The following is a 15,871-nucleotide window of genomic DNA, read 5'->3' as shown; positions in this document are numbered from 1 at the left end:
CTATAAGTTTCACCCTAAACGTTATCCTTAAGCTAGTTAGGGATGATAAAGCTATTTCTGCTTGTTTTTCCTATATACTACCACGTTTACGCGCTAAAGTCCGTTAATTCTTTGTCTTATTTTGCAGCTCTCTCCAGACTGTTTTGTTGCTGTATTGCCGTTCTGTACTAACATCCTTGCCGAACCATTCCGGCTCTTTAAAGCTTTCCGCTTCCTCCAGAGATTCAAATTCAACCTCCAATACGGACAATTTCAGCTGGGAATATACGTCGATCTCAACCGTTGTGCCATTCCACACCGCTGTAATTCGCTCTTTGACCAAAGCTACCGCATTTACAGCTTCAATCATCTGATTATATAAACCCTCTGAGATAAAATATTCGATCTCTTCGCGTTTGATCCCTTTGCCATCCTTAAACGTATGCGTGTAGGTTACCTCACCTGAGTCCAGATCCGTAATTTTACGCACACGAAGCTCTTGCCCTCCATCTATCGCCAGATATGTCTGATCGATACTATGACGGGTAACAATCTTCAATTCTCCCTTTTGAATCAGCTGCTCCGGAAATTCCGGCAGCAGAAACTTGCGTTCGATCTCCAAAGCCATGATGTTTCGCTCCTCTTTGTGTCATATATTTTTATATTAATAATCATCATAGGGGTGTGACAAACCCAAGTCAATGTGGATTATAGGGAAATAGGACATGCTCTAGCTTAAAAAGGCTACCGTGGCGCTTATTGTGGGATTTATGGAGGTTGTGGAAAGATGAGGCTCACCATAGATTACTGGAAACTACGGATAATTAGCGAGTCAGCCGGCGATCATTGGGAAGCGCCATTTGATTAGTTGGTCACGCGATACTGGTCGTACTCACTCATTCGAATAGTTGGTCACGCTCCACTGGTCGTGCTCACCCATTCGATTAGTTGGTCACGCGATACTGGTCGTACTCACCTATATACCTACGGACCGTATAGCCACTATTTGCGAAAAAAGCACATATTTGAGATGCTATCGGACTCAGGTGCAGCTATTTACTCCAAAACACCCCATACGATCGCGATAATTAGCCAATAGCGTCGCTGGGGTCCGAAAGTAGACTCAATAGCCTCTTTTTTAGCAAATAAGGACTCCTGAGTCCGATCGGAAGCAGGGTACCTAGGTACCTAGTAGCAGCCAAGGGAATTCTCCATCAAATGTAATCGGCGCCTTCTCGTTCTTAACCCAGATCAAACCATAATGATGGAGCATCGTTAACTGGTGGTGCCTCCTCATACTTGCTCATACTTCCTCATACCACCCCTACTCCCTATTTACTTACGGACCGCACAGACGCTATTTGCGATAAAAACGCATATTTGAGATGGTATCGGACTCAGGTGCAGCTATTTACTCCAAAACACCCCATACGATCGCGATAATTAGCCAATAGCGTCGCTGGGGTCCGAAAGTAGACTCAATAGCCTCTTTTTTAGCAAATAAGGACTCCTGAGTCCGATCGGAAGCAGGGTACCTAGGTACCTAGTAGCAGCCAAGGGAACTCTCCATCAAATGTAATCGGCGCCTTCTCGTTCTTAACCCAGACCAAACCATAATGATTGGAGCATCGTTAACTGTTGGTACCTCCTCACACTCCCTCATACTCCCTCATACTTGCTCATTCTTTCTCATACTTACTCAACTTTCTCATACTCCCCCACTCCCTATTTACTTACGGACCGTATAGCCTCTATTCGCGAAAAAAACGCACATTTGAGATGCTATCGGACTCAGGTGCAGCTATTTACTCCAAAACACCCCATACGATCGCGATAATTAGCCAATAACGTCGCTGGGGTCCGAAAGTAGACTCAATAGCCTCTTTTTTAGCAAATAAGGACTCCTGAGTCCGATCCGAAGCAGGGTACCTAGGTATCTAGCAGCAGCCAAGGAAATTCTCCATCAAATGTAATCGGCGCCTTCTCGTTCTTAACCCAGACCAAACCATAATGATTGGAGCTTCGTTAACTGGTGGTGCCTCCTCATATCTTACGGACTAATAAAAAACCGAACGAAAATCAGAGGAAATCCTGAAATCCGGTCGGCTCGACAGCAAAACTTATTTTATTTCTTTCATAAATGCCTGAAAGTCTTCTACGATTTCTTTTGCTTTAGTGCGATATAAATAATGTCCCTCTTCAAACTTCACAATTTTTCCATGCACAGAGTCCTTGATTTGCTTTTCATGCTCTGGTATCCATCTATCCGTTGCTGGTTGATTCGCTTGTATAAAGAAAATAAGAGGAAGATTTTTAGGAAATGTTAAACTTTCAGCTGATTTAAAATTAGAATACATCATTCCAGCTTCATTTAATTGGGTGGGATTAAATATATTTTTGCGATTGATCAATCTCATTTGTTCTTTTGTTTTTTCATCAAATGGTAGTTCCGCAATTGGGTCAGCACTAAGTTTCAATTGCAATCTGATTAGACCTGATTTTTTGAGCAGATTTATAGATCTTAATTCAGAAGCTTCGATCTTCCTCTCACTTATCGATGGAACACTACTATCAAGCCCAACAAATGCACTAACTTCATTTTCATACTTGTTAACATAATCTAATCCGTATATACCTGAAATAGAGTGACCCATTAGAATATAACGGTCAATATTAAGAGCCTGTAAAGCTTCATGAATTTCACTTACAATATTCTCTTTGCTGCGCTCCTTTTTGGTCAGATCACTTAATCCATACCCAAAAGGCTCAATCATGACAACTTTGTAAAACGGCGACAGTTCATCTATTAATGCTTTAAAATCAAGAGCTGGCGCTGCTGTGCCATAACCCGGTAGTAGCACGACTGTTTCTTCACCTTTTCCTTGAATATAAACATTCATATTTTTCCCATCTACGGGTACTAACTGACCATAGGGTTCTATTTTACCTTGTTCCGATTTATTGCTGATCAAATTAACTGTATAGACAATAGCGAGAAAAAGCACGATGGCGATGATTATTGCTCCTACTACTTTAAGTAGTATGTTTAGTATTTTACTTGTTCTCGTGCCCGCCTTCATTTTCATTACTTCTTTTATTTCCACTCGTATCTTCTCCTGTCATCAGCTGTGTATTGGACTACCATAACTAACTGCTAAGCTAAGATTAACCAATGAAGATGTACTCCCTATGACCTCAATATGAACGGAATATGAACATGCAAAAAAGCTATAGCATCATACAAAAGGTAGCTTCACAGGATGCCATAACAGGAGGAATATATGTGTGAAGGTGGATACGATCAAGGCTGCTTTGCCAACCGCAGCTTCAACTGATTCAAATTCATCTTTGCCAACAAAAAAAAGCAAACCACGAGCTAGGCTCATAGTATGCTCGTGGTTTGCTCATGGCTTGCTCATGGTTTGCTCATGGCTTGCCCATTGCTTGCTCATGGCTTGCTCATAGCTTGCTCATGGCTTGCTCATAGCTTGCTCGTGCCCGTGGTTTGCTTCCTGTTTATCAATAAACTCTATTCCTGCACCTTCAATTTATAACATCCGCTAACAAAATCCTGCTGGATATCCGGCAGAGCCAGTCCAGCTTGCATTAGCCGATCACCACCGTAAACCTCACCACTTGCCTCCAGAATGTAATCCAGCTCCGGATTTAAACCATTCAGCTTCAGGCTGCGGCGGGGCGGATGCGGCACAGCCATTACCCGGAAGTAATAAACTAATGCCTCTCGCTGATCATCGGACACGAACATCCATGCTGTCTCATTGCCCTCAAACGGGCTTTGCAGCCGGTACAGATTCCCTTGCTGCACAAGACTGCGGATTTGTTTATAGTTCGCAACCTGTTCCTTCACAAGTTCCTTCTCTTCGTCTGTAAACTTCGTAAGATCCAGCTCATAACCGAAATTACCGGACATAGCTACATCTCCACGAAAAGACAGCGGAGTGATCCGTCCTACCTGATGATTCGGCACGGCAGACACATGCGCGCCTATCGAACTAACCGGATACACCAGACTTGTTCCATACTGAATCTTCAGTCGTTCCACAGCATCGGTATCGTCACTGGTCCAGGTCTGCGGCATGTAATGCAGCATGCCTGGGTCGAAGCGGCCGCCACCGCTACAGCAGCTCTCGAACAGGATATGCGGAAACTCTGAAGTTATTTGCTCCAATAGCTCATACAGCCCAAGCACATAACGATGTGCGGTTTCCCCTTGGCGTTCAGAAGGTAACTCTGCAGAGCCAATCTCCGTTAAACAGCGGTTCATATCCCATTTCACATAACTAATGGGCACGGTCGAGAAAATCCGGGACAGTGACTCATAAATGTACTGCCGAACATCCTCCCGTGTATAGTCCAGCACCAATTGCCAGCGAGCTTCGCTGCGGCGGCGTCCCGGCACATGCAGACACCAGTCGGGATGCTTACGATAGAGCTCGCTGTCTGGCGAGATCATCTCCGGCTCGAACCAGAGGCCAAACTGCAAGCCTAGATTATTCACGCGCTGTGCGACATCAGATAATCCGCCTGGAAGCTTGCGCAGATCCTCTACCCAGTCTCCGAGAGAGGAGTTATCTGCATCTCTTTTGCCAAACCAGCCGTCGTCCAGTACGAATAGCTCTATCCCGAGTTTCGCTCCTTCCGCTGCAATCGACTCCAATTTATCCGCATCGAAGTTGAAATAGGTGGCTTCCCAATTGTTGACCAGAATGGGCCGTTCCTTATCTCTATATAACCCTCTGCATAAACGGGTCCGGTACAGGCGATGATAGGTCCTCGACATTTCTCCGATCCCCTCGGAGGAATAAACCATCACTACCTCTGGGGTCTGGAATTGTTCACCCGGCTCCAGCAGCCAGGAGAAATCAAAAGAATTCAGCCCCATCGTAAACCGGGTCATCCCGAAGGAATCGACCTCTGCCTCAGCTTCAAAGCCTCCACTATATACAAGACTGAAGCCGTAGGCCTCTCCATGATTTTCATCCGTTTCAGGTTTCACCAGCGCAGCAAATGGATTTAACTGGTGGCTGCTCATCCCTCTGCGGCTCCCAATGGTCGTACCACCTTGCACCAGACGTCTACGGGTCAGATTACCTTCCCTTGACCAAGCTCCTGCCAAATAGATCATATCCATATCGCCAGACGGGAAATCGACACTAGCACTCAGTGCACGCTGCAATTGCAGCTGCGTTTCCCCTGCGTTGGTAAACTCCACAGAGCGGGTGATTACGTTGGTATGTTCAAAAACCGTATAGCGCAAAATAACACTCAGCTTGGCGTAATCATCCTTAAGTGTAAGCTCCAACGTCTGTGCTTCTTGCGCAGACTCAACATATACAGATGGCAGACCCGGCAGTGAGGGTTTACCCTCAAATACCCGGTACCCGCTGTATTTCAGCTCTGTAATACGAGTGCCGTCTTCGAGCCGAACTTGATAAGCAGGTGTTCTGAAATCTCCTGTGCCGTATTGGGGATATTCCTGCGGGAGCCGGTCGAGACCCGTATTTCCTCCCAGATTCAACAACCCTTCCAAATTGCTGTCACTCCGCAGCTTCTTGCCCCAATACACATGTGCCGGATAATCATTAACAAGCTGAAGAATATAACTCATCCCTGCGCTCTGTAAATGGAATAATCCCTTATCTTCCTGAACTAAAATCCCCATGTGCCAGTCCTTCTCTCCTTAGGATTTACAGCAAATCTTCGCTCACAAAATCAACCATCGATTGAACCTTTAGCCCCTTAGGTGCGGCAGGAATCCAGTCTCTTCCATCGTTCCCGCGTTGTGAGAACTCTATCGTCTTGGTCTGACCTGGGAGAAGGTCAAAATAATTGTCAGAGAATATTCCTTCATCTTCCGAAGTCAGATATACACCTCTAGCCAATACATCACTGGTCACGGTGAAGCTTAATCCACCGCTCTCTGGAGTTTCCAGCACGGTAATTACTGAGCGCTGCAATGGAATTTCTTTTTCCGGAGTAAAATAATGCAGCTTGTGATCTATCACCTGGCCATCCGCCTGCAAGCAAATTCCAAGCAAGACATCACCCACCCCTTGACCTTCTAGCAGGTCTGCCACAGGAGACGAGAATACGATAGCTGCAGAATCAGCTCCCAGCTCAACGGGATGTGCCCACTCTCGCAGCACCGAACCGTTAAACTGATACAAAGTAAGCACCAACTCAGCGCTCACTGCTGTTCTTAAATCAGATACGACATGAATGTCTACCTTCTCACGGCCTGTACCGTCGATAGACAACAGAACATCTTGGAAGCTTGAACGCACGGTATATTGCAGGGCTTTCCAGCGCCCGTTATAATCCATGCCCGCCCAAGAAGCCACCGGCCAGCAATCGTTCATCTGCCAGTATAAAGTGCCCATACAATAAGGTTTATTTCTTCTGTGGCTTTCAATCGCGATTCGGATCGCTTCGGCCTGCAGGATTTGACTCATATATAAAAAGGCTTTGAAGTCCTTTGGCTGCGGCAGATACATATCCATATATTCTTTGATCAGCAGATTACCGCGACCATTCTTCTGATGCGCCAGCATCACCTCTGAGGTAAGCTCCAAATCCTGCTCTTCCGCATAGCTCATTACCGTTTTTAGTTCCGGGAACGACTGGAAGCCATATTCACTCATGAAGCGGCCAACCTTTGTATTATAGTTCTCAAAAGGCTCGATTCCGTGCCAGACGCCCCAGTAATGCACATCCCCTTCGCCCACAATCCGCGTCGCATGCTGATTAACATCGCCAGTCAGCTCCCGCAACGGTGAAGACGGCCAGTAGTCCACTCCCGGATGGAATGTGGCTACAGCCTCCGGCAGAATTTGGTGGAAGATTTTAATATAATCGGCCCACATTGTCGCTCTTTGCTCAGCGCCGAGTTTTTCTTTCCAGCCCCAGCCCATATTTTCCTCGAACTGTGACCAGGCCGAATCAATCTCGTTGTTGCCACACCATAAGGCGATGCAGGGATGATTGCGCAATCTTTTGACGTTATATTCAGCTTCTTTTTTCACATTTTCTAGGAACGCCTCGTCCCCGGGATACATACTGCAAGCGAACATAAAGTCCTGCCAGACCAGCAATCCGTATTCATCACAGAGCTGATAAAAAATATCTTCTTCATATATACCGCCGCCCCAAACGCGCAGCATATTCATATTCGATTCTACTGCCGTGGCAATTTCATGCCGATACCGCTCCTCGGTTACTTCTGTGGTGAAGCTGTCATTTGGAATATGATTGGCACCTTTGGCGAAGACGGAAACTCCATTCAGCGCAAAAGAAAACGAAGCTCCTTTGGCATCACGCTCCCGAATCAATTCAATACTGCGGAGCCCAGTCCGCACACTTTTGCTAACCTCTACTTCCGCACCTTGTACCAATTCTGCCTGGAATGTATATAAATGTGGCTCTCCCAGCCCTCTGCACCACCAGAGCTGTGGCTCGGATATAACCATATTCATCTCTAATTGCTGCTTGCCTTCTTCTAAAGTAACCGCTTGCATCCACTCCAAACCATCGGCACTTATTCGCAGCATTCCCCGCCAAGCAGCAGGAGCATCCACTTCTACAATTGCGGTCAGGCGAGCTTCTTCCTTAGCAATCAAATTTTGACGGATATAGAGGTCTATAATTTGAACAGTGTCACGTCCCACCAGAGCTGCCGCACGCCATATTCCACTGGTCAAGAAACGCGGGCCCCAATCCCAGCCGTAATGATAAGGTGCTTTGCGCGCAAAAATACTAATTCGTTGTTCATCTAATCCCCCAAGCTCGGATTGATCATTTGAGGCAGGCAGCGCGTAACCCAGCCTCGCTAATTTCGGTAAATCTTCCTTAACCACAGAGCGGAACTTCACCCGAATATTATTTTCTCCAGTCTTCAACTGATCTTTGACATCCACTTTCCATGCCAGAAACATATTATCAGCAGCAAGCACATGTACATTATTCACGTACACATCTGCATAAGTATCCAGTCCCTCAAAAACTAGCTCCGTGCAAGCAAACTTCTGCCACTCTTCCCCCAACTGCAACGAGGTTTGATATTCCCAGTCCTTCTTATCGATCCACTGTAGATCATGTTCATTTGTGCCATAAAAGGGGTCTGAAATTTTTCCGTTCTTTAGTAAATCCGTATGGACTGTACCTGGTACAGTCGCCGGAAGCCACTCCTCATCACCACAGCCTCTAAATTCCCACTTCGCAAGATTCATATGCAAATGTTTCATAATACCTCCTAAAAGTTTTGTAAGCATAGACTTCTCAAAAATAGCATAAGACTTCAATTAATTCATTGAACCCTTTTGATATTCTTTGTATTTTGTTATCTGATTGTTAGGTACACGCTAATTATAAACGCAGAAACAAAACAAATAAAGACAATAAATAATAATACAATACATTTATTAACGGCTTCGATAAAGCTATAATGTTCATGTAAACGCTAACAATAAAAACGAAAAGGGGATTAAGCTATGAGAAATAAGTTATTTTCGTTATCCTTTGTTATGATTATGGTCTTATCTTCAACGCTTGCTGGCTGTGGTTCTAATAATGACAACAACACGAATAACGGCGCTGCCGCAACTGAAAAGCCCGCAGCAACTAACGCAGAGAATACCGGCGGTGACACGAATGCAACTGCCGAACCTGCAGCAGGAGCTGATATCAGCGGCAAAATCACCTTCCTAACTAACAGAACAGACATGATCGGCAAAGAATATGACGAATATTTAAAGCGCTTTAATGAAAAATACCCGAACATTAAAGTCGAATTCGAAGCTTCCCAAACCGACTATAACCAACAGGCTAAAGTCAGAATGGCCAGCGGCGAGCTTCCAGACGTTATGTTTATTCCTTCCATCCCTAACTCCGACCTGCCGAAATATTTTGCTTCACTGGATGATCTCGGCTTGAACGATCAGATCACCTTTAAAGACTTCAAATCCTTTGATGGTAAGCTTTACGGAATTACTACAGGGAACTCTACTTCCGGTATTGTTTATAACAAAACAGCATTCACCGATGCCGGCATCACCGAAACACCTAAGACTTGGGATGAATTCCTGGCTGCCTGCGAGAAGCTGAAAGCAAAAGGTGTTATTCCAATGTCCTCTAACTTCAAAGACAAATGGCCACTTGGTACTTGGGCTTATGACACACCACGCTTAATTGAAGGCAATCCTGATTTTCCAAATGCTAAGCTGAACTCTGAAACACCGTTCACTATGGACAACGGTTATGGCAAAGCCTTCAGCCTACTTAGAGAACTGAATGAAAAAGGCTATCTGGAAAAAGACATCAACTCCACCAACTGGGAGCAATCGAAAAAGGACATCGCTTCCGGCAAATTCGCCATGTACTATCTTGGCAACTGGGTTATTAACCAAGTCATCGGAGCAGGCGCTTCTTCAGACAATGTTGGCTTCTTCCCATTCCCTTATGACAATTCAGGTAAACCATCTGCTACCCTTAGCCCTGACTTCTTCTATGCCGTTGCTAAAAACAGCAAAAATTTAGAGGCAGCTAAAGCCTTCGTAAAATGGATGATTGAGGATTCAGGTTATGAGGATTTCGCCGGCTTTATCTCTCCATTAAAAGGCAAGGAATCCAATCTGACTCAGCTGAAAGAATTCCAAGCTACCGGAGTAGAACTGGTAGAAGGAACTGTTGACGATGCAAAGGTTACAGAGATCGGCAACAAGGCACAGCTGGATCTCCCTGCTGTTGTACAGGAATTTGTACTTGCCAAAGATCCACAAACCGTATTAGACAAGTGGAATAAAGCTTGGGCTAAAGCCAAGAAGGACCTCGGTTATTAATTTGAGCTTTTGATTCGAAGTACACTACGGAGCAAAATGGATTATTGCTTTTACGGATAATCCATTTTGCCTTTCCATACCACGTTTTTATGAAAGAAGGGCTAGCGATGTTCGGAACACTTTCCTATAACAAACAGAAGACGATTATCATTGTATCCTTCCTCACGATTCCTTTGTTGCTGCTCGCAACATTCACGTATTATCCGGCACTCAAGCTGATTTATTACAGCTTTACGAACTGGGATGGCTATAGCCCTGAGAAGCCTTGGGTCGGTCTCGATAATTACCGCGAAGTCTTCTCCAACCCCGATATTTTCAAGGTATTTACCCATAACTTTGCTTATTTCGCGATGGGAATTCTCCAGAATATCGTCGCTATTTATTTTGCGATTGTGCTCAATAGTAAGCTGAAAGGAAAAAATGCATTTCGAATCTTACTCTTCCTCCCTTACATTATGAACGGTGTCGCCGTCGCCTTTATGTTTGGTTATGTCTTTGACACCACCAACGGCTCTCTGAATATGTTTCTGAATAGCATTGGTCTTACCGGACTAGGACAGACCAGTTGGCTTGGAACAGAAGGACTGGTTAACTATTCACTGGCATCTACAGGATTTTGGCGTTTCATGGGTTATAACATGGTAATCTACATCGCCTCCTTGCAGGCCATTCCAAACGATATTTATGAGGCCTCAAAGATCGATGGTGCCGGACCTTTTCAAACACTTTGGAGAATTACTTTACCGAATATGAAGCCAGTCATCCAGCTTAACTTATTTCTTACCGTCACAGGGGCACTGGAAGTATTCGATCTCCCCTTCGTGTTGACCAAGGGCGGCCCTGCAGGCGCCAGCGAAACATACGTACAAAAAGTTGTAGATACAGCATTTGCTTACAATAATTATGGCCTCGCTTCTGCCATGAGTATTATCTTGCTCTTCTTTGTCGTCATCGTACTGTTAGTACAGCAACTAGTTCTTAGCCGGGGAGGGGACAAATAGATATGACATACACCAAATTTCGCTTCACAGATGTTATTAAATACTTCTCGCTGCTTATCGGCGTATTTGTTGTACTATTTCCTCCGTATGTGGTCATCGTCAATGCCTTTAAATCCACTGACGAATTTAACAGCAGCAGCTCCATGGCACTGCCAAAAAGCTTTTTGAATTTCGATAATTTCACTGCCGTCTTCCAGCGTGGGGGTCTACTTAACGGATTTGGTAATGTGTTAATCATTATAGCTATTACTTTAATTCTGAACATTCTGTTCGGCACTATGGTAGCATTTGTATTGGGACGCTTCTCTTTCAAATTGAAACCCGTTGTCTTCGGTGCATATCTAGTAGCCACCATTATTCCTAGTATCACGACACAAGTGGCGACTTTTGGTATCATCAAAAGTATGGGGCTTTACAATACACTCGGCGCCCCGATCGTGCTTTATATTGGAGCGGATGTAATTCAAATTATTTTATATCTGCAATTTATCCGTAATATTCCCGTGGATCTCGATGAAAGTGCGATGGTAGAAGGTGCCTCTCTTTTCAGAATCTATCGGTCGATTATTTTCCCTTTACTTACACCAGCTACGGCTACTTTGATTATTTTGAAAACCATTAGTATTTACAATGACATGTACATCCCTTATCTCTACATGCCGAAACAAAGCCTTGGTGTAGTTACGACGATCCTAATGCGTTTTCAAGGGGTCAATTCGGGGGAATGGAATTTAATCTGTGCGGCTATTCTGCTTATCCTGCTGCCAACAGTAATTCTATATTTCTTCCTGCAGCGTTACATCTTTGAAGGCGTAACCAGTGGAGCGGTCAAATAAGGTAGGTAGCTTATTACAGGAAAGGAACAACGCAAATGCTATCATACATCCGGTTAACTTTACGCAAAATGTGGTTGTTCCTTGCCAATCTACCGATGGAGCGCAAGCTGATCGTTATCTTTGTCTTTCTGATCTCTATGCCGATCACTTATGTAAGTTATCTATCGTCCCGCTCCATGTTCAACTCGGTTCTTGTGAATGCGACTGACGGTGCGGGTCAAATGACATCGAATGCTTCAGATACCATTGACCGATATATTGCCGACCTCAAAAGGTATACGGCCCTGCCGCTGTATAACACCGATGTGCAAGTCTACCTGACACAGCAAAATACCGACTGGGAAAAAAATACGGGCATGGCGATGTTCCTTAGCTATTTGAATCATACTAAGGAAGAGATCATTGCCGTGTATTTGGTGGATCAGTACGGCTCTGTCTTTTATGATAAAGACGCTGGAATAAATGAACTGTATCCAGAGGAACGATTAGCCAAATGGAGAACCATGAGTGAAGATGCCGGAGCAGCGCCTGTCATTCAGGGCAGACATACGATCCGCACCAACTCGAATGTCCATAAAGAGGTCTTTAGTGTTCTGCGTACAATTAACTCTGTAAGCACTTTGCAGAATATAGGAATTCTCGTTTTCGATGTAGACATCAATCTGTTTAAGGGCATTATCGATCCCGTAAATGCAGTTACGCAAGGAAACACGTTCATTGTAGATAACAATGGAGATCTGATCTATGCCAGTGAAGATTCCGCGGTTCCGAATCTGGCTGCCGAAACACAAACTCTGAATACAAAGCTGTTGCTGCAGCAAGTAAATCAGCAGCAGGATCATTTTCAAATAGACTTGAATGGCCAGTCTTATCTTGTAGTGTACACCGTCTCAAAACAGACCGGGTGGACCACTATGGTTACGATACCTTTAACACGTATCCTGTCCCCTGTACAAAAGAATCGTAATACGCTTATCTTGACCACACTGATTATTATTGCTTTTGCACTTTTTGTTGCGACTATAATTTCTCATGCCCTTACTAAACCCCTTAAATCCTTGGTCCGCTTAATGAAACGGGTGCAGCATGGTAATCTGGATGTCTGGCAGCATTCCAAATATAATGATGAGATTGGGATGCTGGGCAGTCATTTTAATCGGATGATCATAAGGGTCAAGGATCTGTTACAAGAAGTGTCTATCACGGAGAAACGGAAGCAAAAGGCTGATATGCGGGCGCTTCAGAACCAGATCAATCCCCATTTTATTTATAATACGCTGGAATCCATTCGCATGCTTGCAGAGAGCAATGATGATCCACGTGTGGCGAAGCTAACCTATTTACTTGGGCTTCAAATGCGTTACAGCATTGTCCGAAACGAAGAGGCTGTTACAATTAGACAAGAGCTGGATCATGTGAGAAATTATTATCAGCTGCTGGAAATCCGATTCCCAGACAAGTTCAGACTTAACATCGAAGTGCCGGACGAATTCCTTCATCTTCCTGTTATTAAGCTTGTCTTTCAACCGATCGTAGAAAATGCTGTCTTTCACGGTTTGGATCAAAAGGTAGGACTGGGCACCTTGAGCATCACCGCATGGAGCGAGCATGGAGATGCCGTATTCTGTGTAGAAGATGACGGGATCGGTATGGATGAAGCCACACTTCGTTCCTTAAACAATAGTCTGCAGACTGGAACGGACAATGAAAGGTTCGGGATTGGACTACGAAATGTAAATGAAAGAATTCGCCTGCATTACGGTAGCTCGTTTGGTCTGCTTGTTGAGAGTGAGCTTGGAATCGGCACTCGTGTTACCCTGCGCATTGCGGATATTAACGCTAAATACAGTGAAGATGAATTTATTTAGGAGAGGGGCTGCTCAGATTGCTGCGTATTGCGATTGTTGATGATGAGATCTTAATCCGCGAAGGACTGGCCCGAATGATCAGTAAAGAAAGCGCCGAATTTCTGGTCATCGGCACCTACTCCGACGGAAAACATCTATTAGATAAGTTAAGCACACTTCAACTTGATGTTGTGATTACAGATATTCGTATGCCGCAAATCAATGGCTTGGAGCTGATTAAACAGTTAAAAGCGACCCACCCGCAGATCTACTCTATTCTAATGAGTGGATTTGTTGAATTTAATTATGCCCGAGAAGCCATCCGCAGCTCAGCTGTAGACTATTTATTAAAACCAATTAATAAAGAGCAGCTGTTCGAGCTGCTTTATCGGCTAGACAAAGAACGGCAGCTCGCGCGCGACAAGGAAGAACGCCACCGTTCCGGGCTTTTATTGACATTCTTGCATATCGAAGAGCCCTCTTCCCCTCTGCTTTTATCCAGCCTTACCTTGCCCCAGCCTTATTTCTCGGTCTTTGTCCTCAAAGGGAGCGCCAGAGAAACCGTCTGCTCCTGCGCAGACAGTCTGCGGCAAGAGAAGGCGTTGAGCTTCGACAGCTTGGAGATTCAAAAAGGACTCTACGTCTGGATTGTATATTCTGCTGAGCCGCTGTCAGACAACGATTTAAAAGATATCGGTGACATTATGCGGATATCTGCACACGGAAAGATCCTACATGTAGGTACCAGCGGTTGTTATAATGAGGTATCCAAGCTTAGACTGGCATACCTAGATGCTAAACAAGCCTGCAACATGGGCATATATAATCCGGAGCCTGTGCATTACGCGAATATTCAGAATATTCAACAGCCGGAGATAAACCTCCTGGATCACTTTAATACAATTAGAGAACCGCTGATCCATAACCTGCAGATTCTGAATGTGACAGGCGTCTTAGAATGGGTTCATGACCTATTCTCAGTCCTGAAAGCACAACAAGCCGCTCCTGACCAAATTCTCCGAATCTGTCGATGGGTTGAAGAAACTGCACAAAAGGAACTGCAAGAATTCGAGGCCCGCAATAAAAGTGCTCCCGACCTCAGGTTGGATGACAGAATCGCGTCCAGCATGAGCTTTTGCGACATTGAGGAGATGTTTACCGCCCACTTCACAAGCATTCTGAACGAAATCAGAACCCATCGTCTGGAGATGTCCGGCACAGCCATAGAAACCATAAAACGCTGGATATCCTCTAACTATAATCAGCATGCGGATCTGAACACTTTGGCAAATATGGTTTTTTTGACCCCAAGCTATTTAAGCAAGCTGTTCAAGCAAGAGACTGGACTTACACTAACGGACTATATCACGGAAATTCGGCTGCGCAAAGCCAAACATCTGCTCAAGAATGCTCCGGACCTGAAGGTTCACGAGATTGGGGCAGAGGTTGGATATGGCGATCCTGCCTACTTCAACAAGCTTTTTAAACGTGTTGTCGGGGTTACACCCAATGAATATAAACGAATTAGTATTGTATAAGGAGATTGATCACTTGCATTCAGAGCTTCAAAGAAATAGCAAAAATCATGAAATAACCGTCTACGACACAACAGAACTATATGGTGAAAAAGGCTCCTTCCGCGTTATGCAGTTCTCGAATCATGCCACTCAAGGTGCGATGGATCTTAATGACCCGCAACGAATTCTCTTTGAATATCCGCGGGCCATCATTCACTTCATGGAGTTCAACCTCCCCTCTTTTGAGGATGTTTTTCTTATTGGGCATGGGATTGGAACAATTGCCGGGCATTTTCCGGAGAAAAGATTTAAAGTGGCCGAGCTAGACAGCGAAGTAGTCGAATTAAGCCGCCGCTGCTTCGGATACAGTCAAGATAACGTAGTGATCGGAGATGGACGTCAGATCCTTGAAGACGAAGACCCGCTGATATATGATTACATCATTTTGGATGCCTTTACTGCCGCTGGTACACCAAGGCATTTGATCTCCCGTGAATTTTTCAGTATTACCCGTTCGAAGCTGAACACAAGCGGATATATTCTCATGAATCTAATGGGAAAAGGTGAAAACGACCCGCTTATCAACGCGATTTATACGACACTTGCCGAAGAGTACGCCTATATCAAAGCCTTTTCCCTGCCTTCAGAAGGGGCCGCCGATATCCAAAATATCATTATGGTTGGCGGCAGCACCCCTATCCGCTTTCAAGCCCGCCATTTGGCTGGCTTCAAAGAAATACAGCTGGGACAAGGATATCTGATTCAGGATTAATTCAGGATTAACTATAAAAAATGACCTCATCCTCCACTTCACTGTGGATTTCGAGGTCATTTTTG

10 protein-coding genes are annotated in these 15,871 nt (G+C 44.8%); 6 read left to right on the top strand and 4 right to left on the bottom strand.

Annotated features, from left to right (window positions below; genetic code table 11):
• Nucleotides 1–103: 103 nt before the first annotated feature.
• The 4 genes from MKZ09_RS04915 to MKZ09_RS04900 all read right to left on the bottom strand — a co-directional run bounded on the left by MKZ09_RS04915 (nucleotide 104) and on the right by MKZ09_RS04900 (nucleotide 8,240).
• Nucleotides 104–607 carry a CYTH domain-containing protein gene (locus tag MKZ09_RS04915; protein ID WP_076105418.1) on the bottom strand — a complete coding sequence of 168 codons (504 nt, stop codon included), beginning with the start codon at nucleotides 605–607 and terminating at the stop codon, nucleotides 104–106.
• Nucleotides 608–2,099: 1,492 nt separating this feature from the next.
• Nucleotides 2,100–3,065 (bottom strand): alpha/beta fold hydrolase, encoded by a 966-nt coding sequence (locus tag MKZ09_RS04910; protein WP_076208535.1) that lies wholly within the window; start codon nucleotides 3,063–3,065, stop codon nucleotides 2,100–2,102.
• Between the two features lie 443 nt (nucleotides 3,066–3,508).
• A complete protein-coding gene (locus MKZ09_RS04905) occupies nucleotides 3,509–5,662 on the bottom strand; it encodes an alpha-galactosidase (RefSeq protein ID WP_076105419.1) in 2,154 nt (717 codons plus the stop codon).
• 25 nt (nucleotides 5,663–5,687) lie between these two features.
• Nucleotides 5,688–8,240: a beta-mannosidase gene (locus tag MKZ09_RS04900; RefSeq protein WP_076208527.1), complete on the bottom strand. Its 2,553-nt coding sequence runs from the start codon at nucleotides 8,238–8,240 to the stop codon at nucleotides 5,688–5,690.
• Between the two features lie 246 nt (nucleotides 8,241–8,486).
• On the opposite strand from MKZ09_RS04900, the gene MKZ09_RS04895 reads away from it, so the two are divergent.
• The 6 genes from MKZ09_RS04895 to MKZ09_RS04870 all read left to right on the top strand — a co-directional run bounded on the left by MKZ09_RS04895 (nucleotide 8,487) and on the right by MKZ09_RS04870 (nucleotide 15,806).
• Nucleotides 8,487–9,833 carry an ABC transporter substrate-binding protein gene (locus tag MKZ09_RS04895; RefSeq protein ID WP_076138783.1) on the top strand — a complete coding sequence of 449 codons (1,347 nt, stop codon included), beginning with the start codon at nucleotides 8,487–8,489 and terminating at the stop codon, nucleotides 9,831–9,833.
• A 107-nt stretch (nucleotides 9,834–9,940) separates the two neighbouring features.
• Nucleotides 9,941–10,834 carry a carbohydrate ABC transporter permease gene (locus MKZ09_RS04890; protein ID WP_076105422.1) on the top strand — a complete coding sequence of 298 codons (894 nt, stop codon included), beginning with the start codon at nucleotides 9,941–9,943 and terminating at the stop codon, nucleotides 10,832–10,834.
• 2 nt (nucleotides 10,835–10,836) lie between these two features.
• Complete coding sequence (locus tag MKZ09_RS04885; RefSeq protein WP_076105423.1) at nucleotides 10,837–11,670, top strand: carbohydrate ABC transporter permease; 834 nt, start codon at nucleotides 10,837–10,839, stop codon at nucleotides 11,668–11,670.
• A 35-nt stretch (nucleotides 11,671–11,705) separates the two neighbouring features.
• The gene (locus MKZ09_RS04880) at nucleotides 11,706–13,538 is read left to right on the top strand and encodes a cache domain-containing sensor histidine kinase (protein WP_076105424.1); all 1,833 of its coding nucleotides are present in this window, start codon (nucleotides 11,706–11,708) and stop codon (nucleotides 13,536–13,538) included.
• Between the two features lie 17 nt (nucleotides 13,539–13,555).
• The gene (locus MKZ09_RS04875; protein ID WP_076105425.1) at nucleotides 13,556–15,055 is read left to right on the top strand and encodes a response regulator transcription factor; all 1,500 of its coding nucleotides are present in this window, start codon (nucleotides 13,556–13,558) and stop codon (nucleotides 15,053–15,055) included.
• A complete protein-coding gene (locus MKZ09_RS04870; protein WP_081386788.1) occupies nucleotides 15,027–15,806 on the top strand; it encodes a spermidine synthase in 780 nt (259 codons plus the stop codon). Before MKZ09_RS04875 ends, MKZ09_RS04870 begins: the two co-directional genes overlap by 29 nt.
• The last annotated feature ends 65 nt before the right edge of the window (nucleotides 15,807–15,871 follow it).

This window comes from Paenibacillus sp. FSL R5-0908 (assembly GCF_038006245.1).
GTDB classification, from domain to species: Bacteria; Bacillota; Bacilli; order Paenibacillales; family Paenibacillaceae; genus Paenibacillus_AQ; species Paenibacillus_AQ odorifer.
This window is presented reverse-complemented; position numbering and strand designations above follow the sequence as displayed.

Coding starts and splice junctions, on each gene's coding strand:
- MKZ09_RS04905 (WP_076105419.1), bottom strand. CDS start 5,662: ATGGGGATTTTAGTTCAGGAAGATAAGGGATTATTCCATTTACAGAGC.
- MKZ09_RS04870 (WP_081386788.1), top strand. CDS start 15,027: ATGAATATAAACGAATTAGTATTGTATAAGGAGATTGATCACTTGCAT.
- MKZ09_RS04880 (WP_076105424.1), top strand. CDS start 11,706: ATGCTATCATACATCCGGTTAACTTTACGCAAAATGTGGTTGTTCCTT.
- MKZ09_RS04895 (WP_076138783.1), top strand. CDS start 8,487: ATGAGAAATAAGTTATTTTCGTTATCCTTTGTTATGATTATGGTCTTA.
- MKZ09_RS04900 (WP_076208527.1), bottom strand. CDS start 8,240: ATGAAACATTTGCATATGAATCTTGCGAAGTGGGAATTTAGAGGCTGT.
- MKZ09_RS04915 (WP_076105418.1), bottom strand. CDS start 607: ATGGCTTTGGAGATCGAACGCAAGTTTCTGCTGCCGGAATTTCCGGAG.
- MKZ09_RS04910 (WP_076208535.1), bottom strand. CDS start 3,065: ATGAAAATGAAGGCGGGCACGAGAACAAGTAAAATACTAAACATACTA.
- MKZ09_RS04885 (WP_076105423.1), top strand. CDS start 10,837: ATGACATACACCAAATTTCGCTTCACAGATGTTATTAAATACTTCTCG.
- MKZ09_RS04890 (WP_076105422.1), top strand. CDS start 9,941: ATGTTCGGAACACTTTCCTATAACAAACAGAAGACGATTATCATTGTA.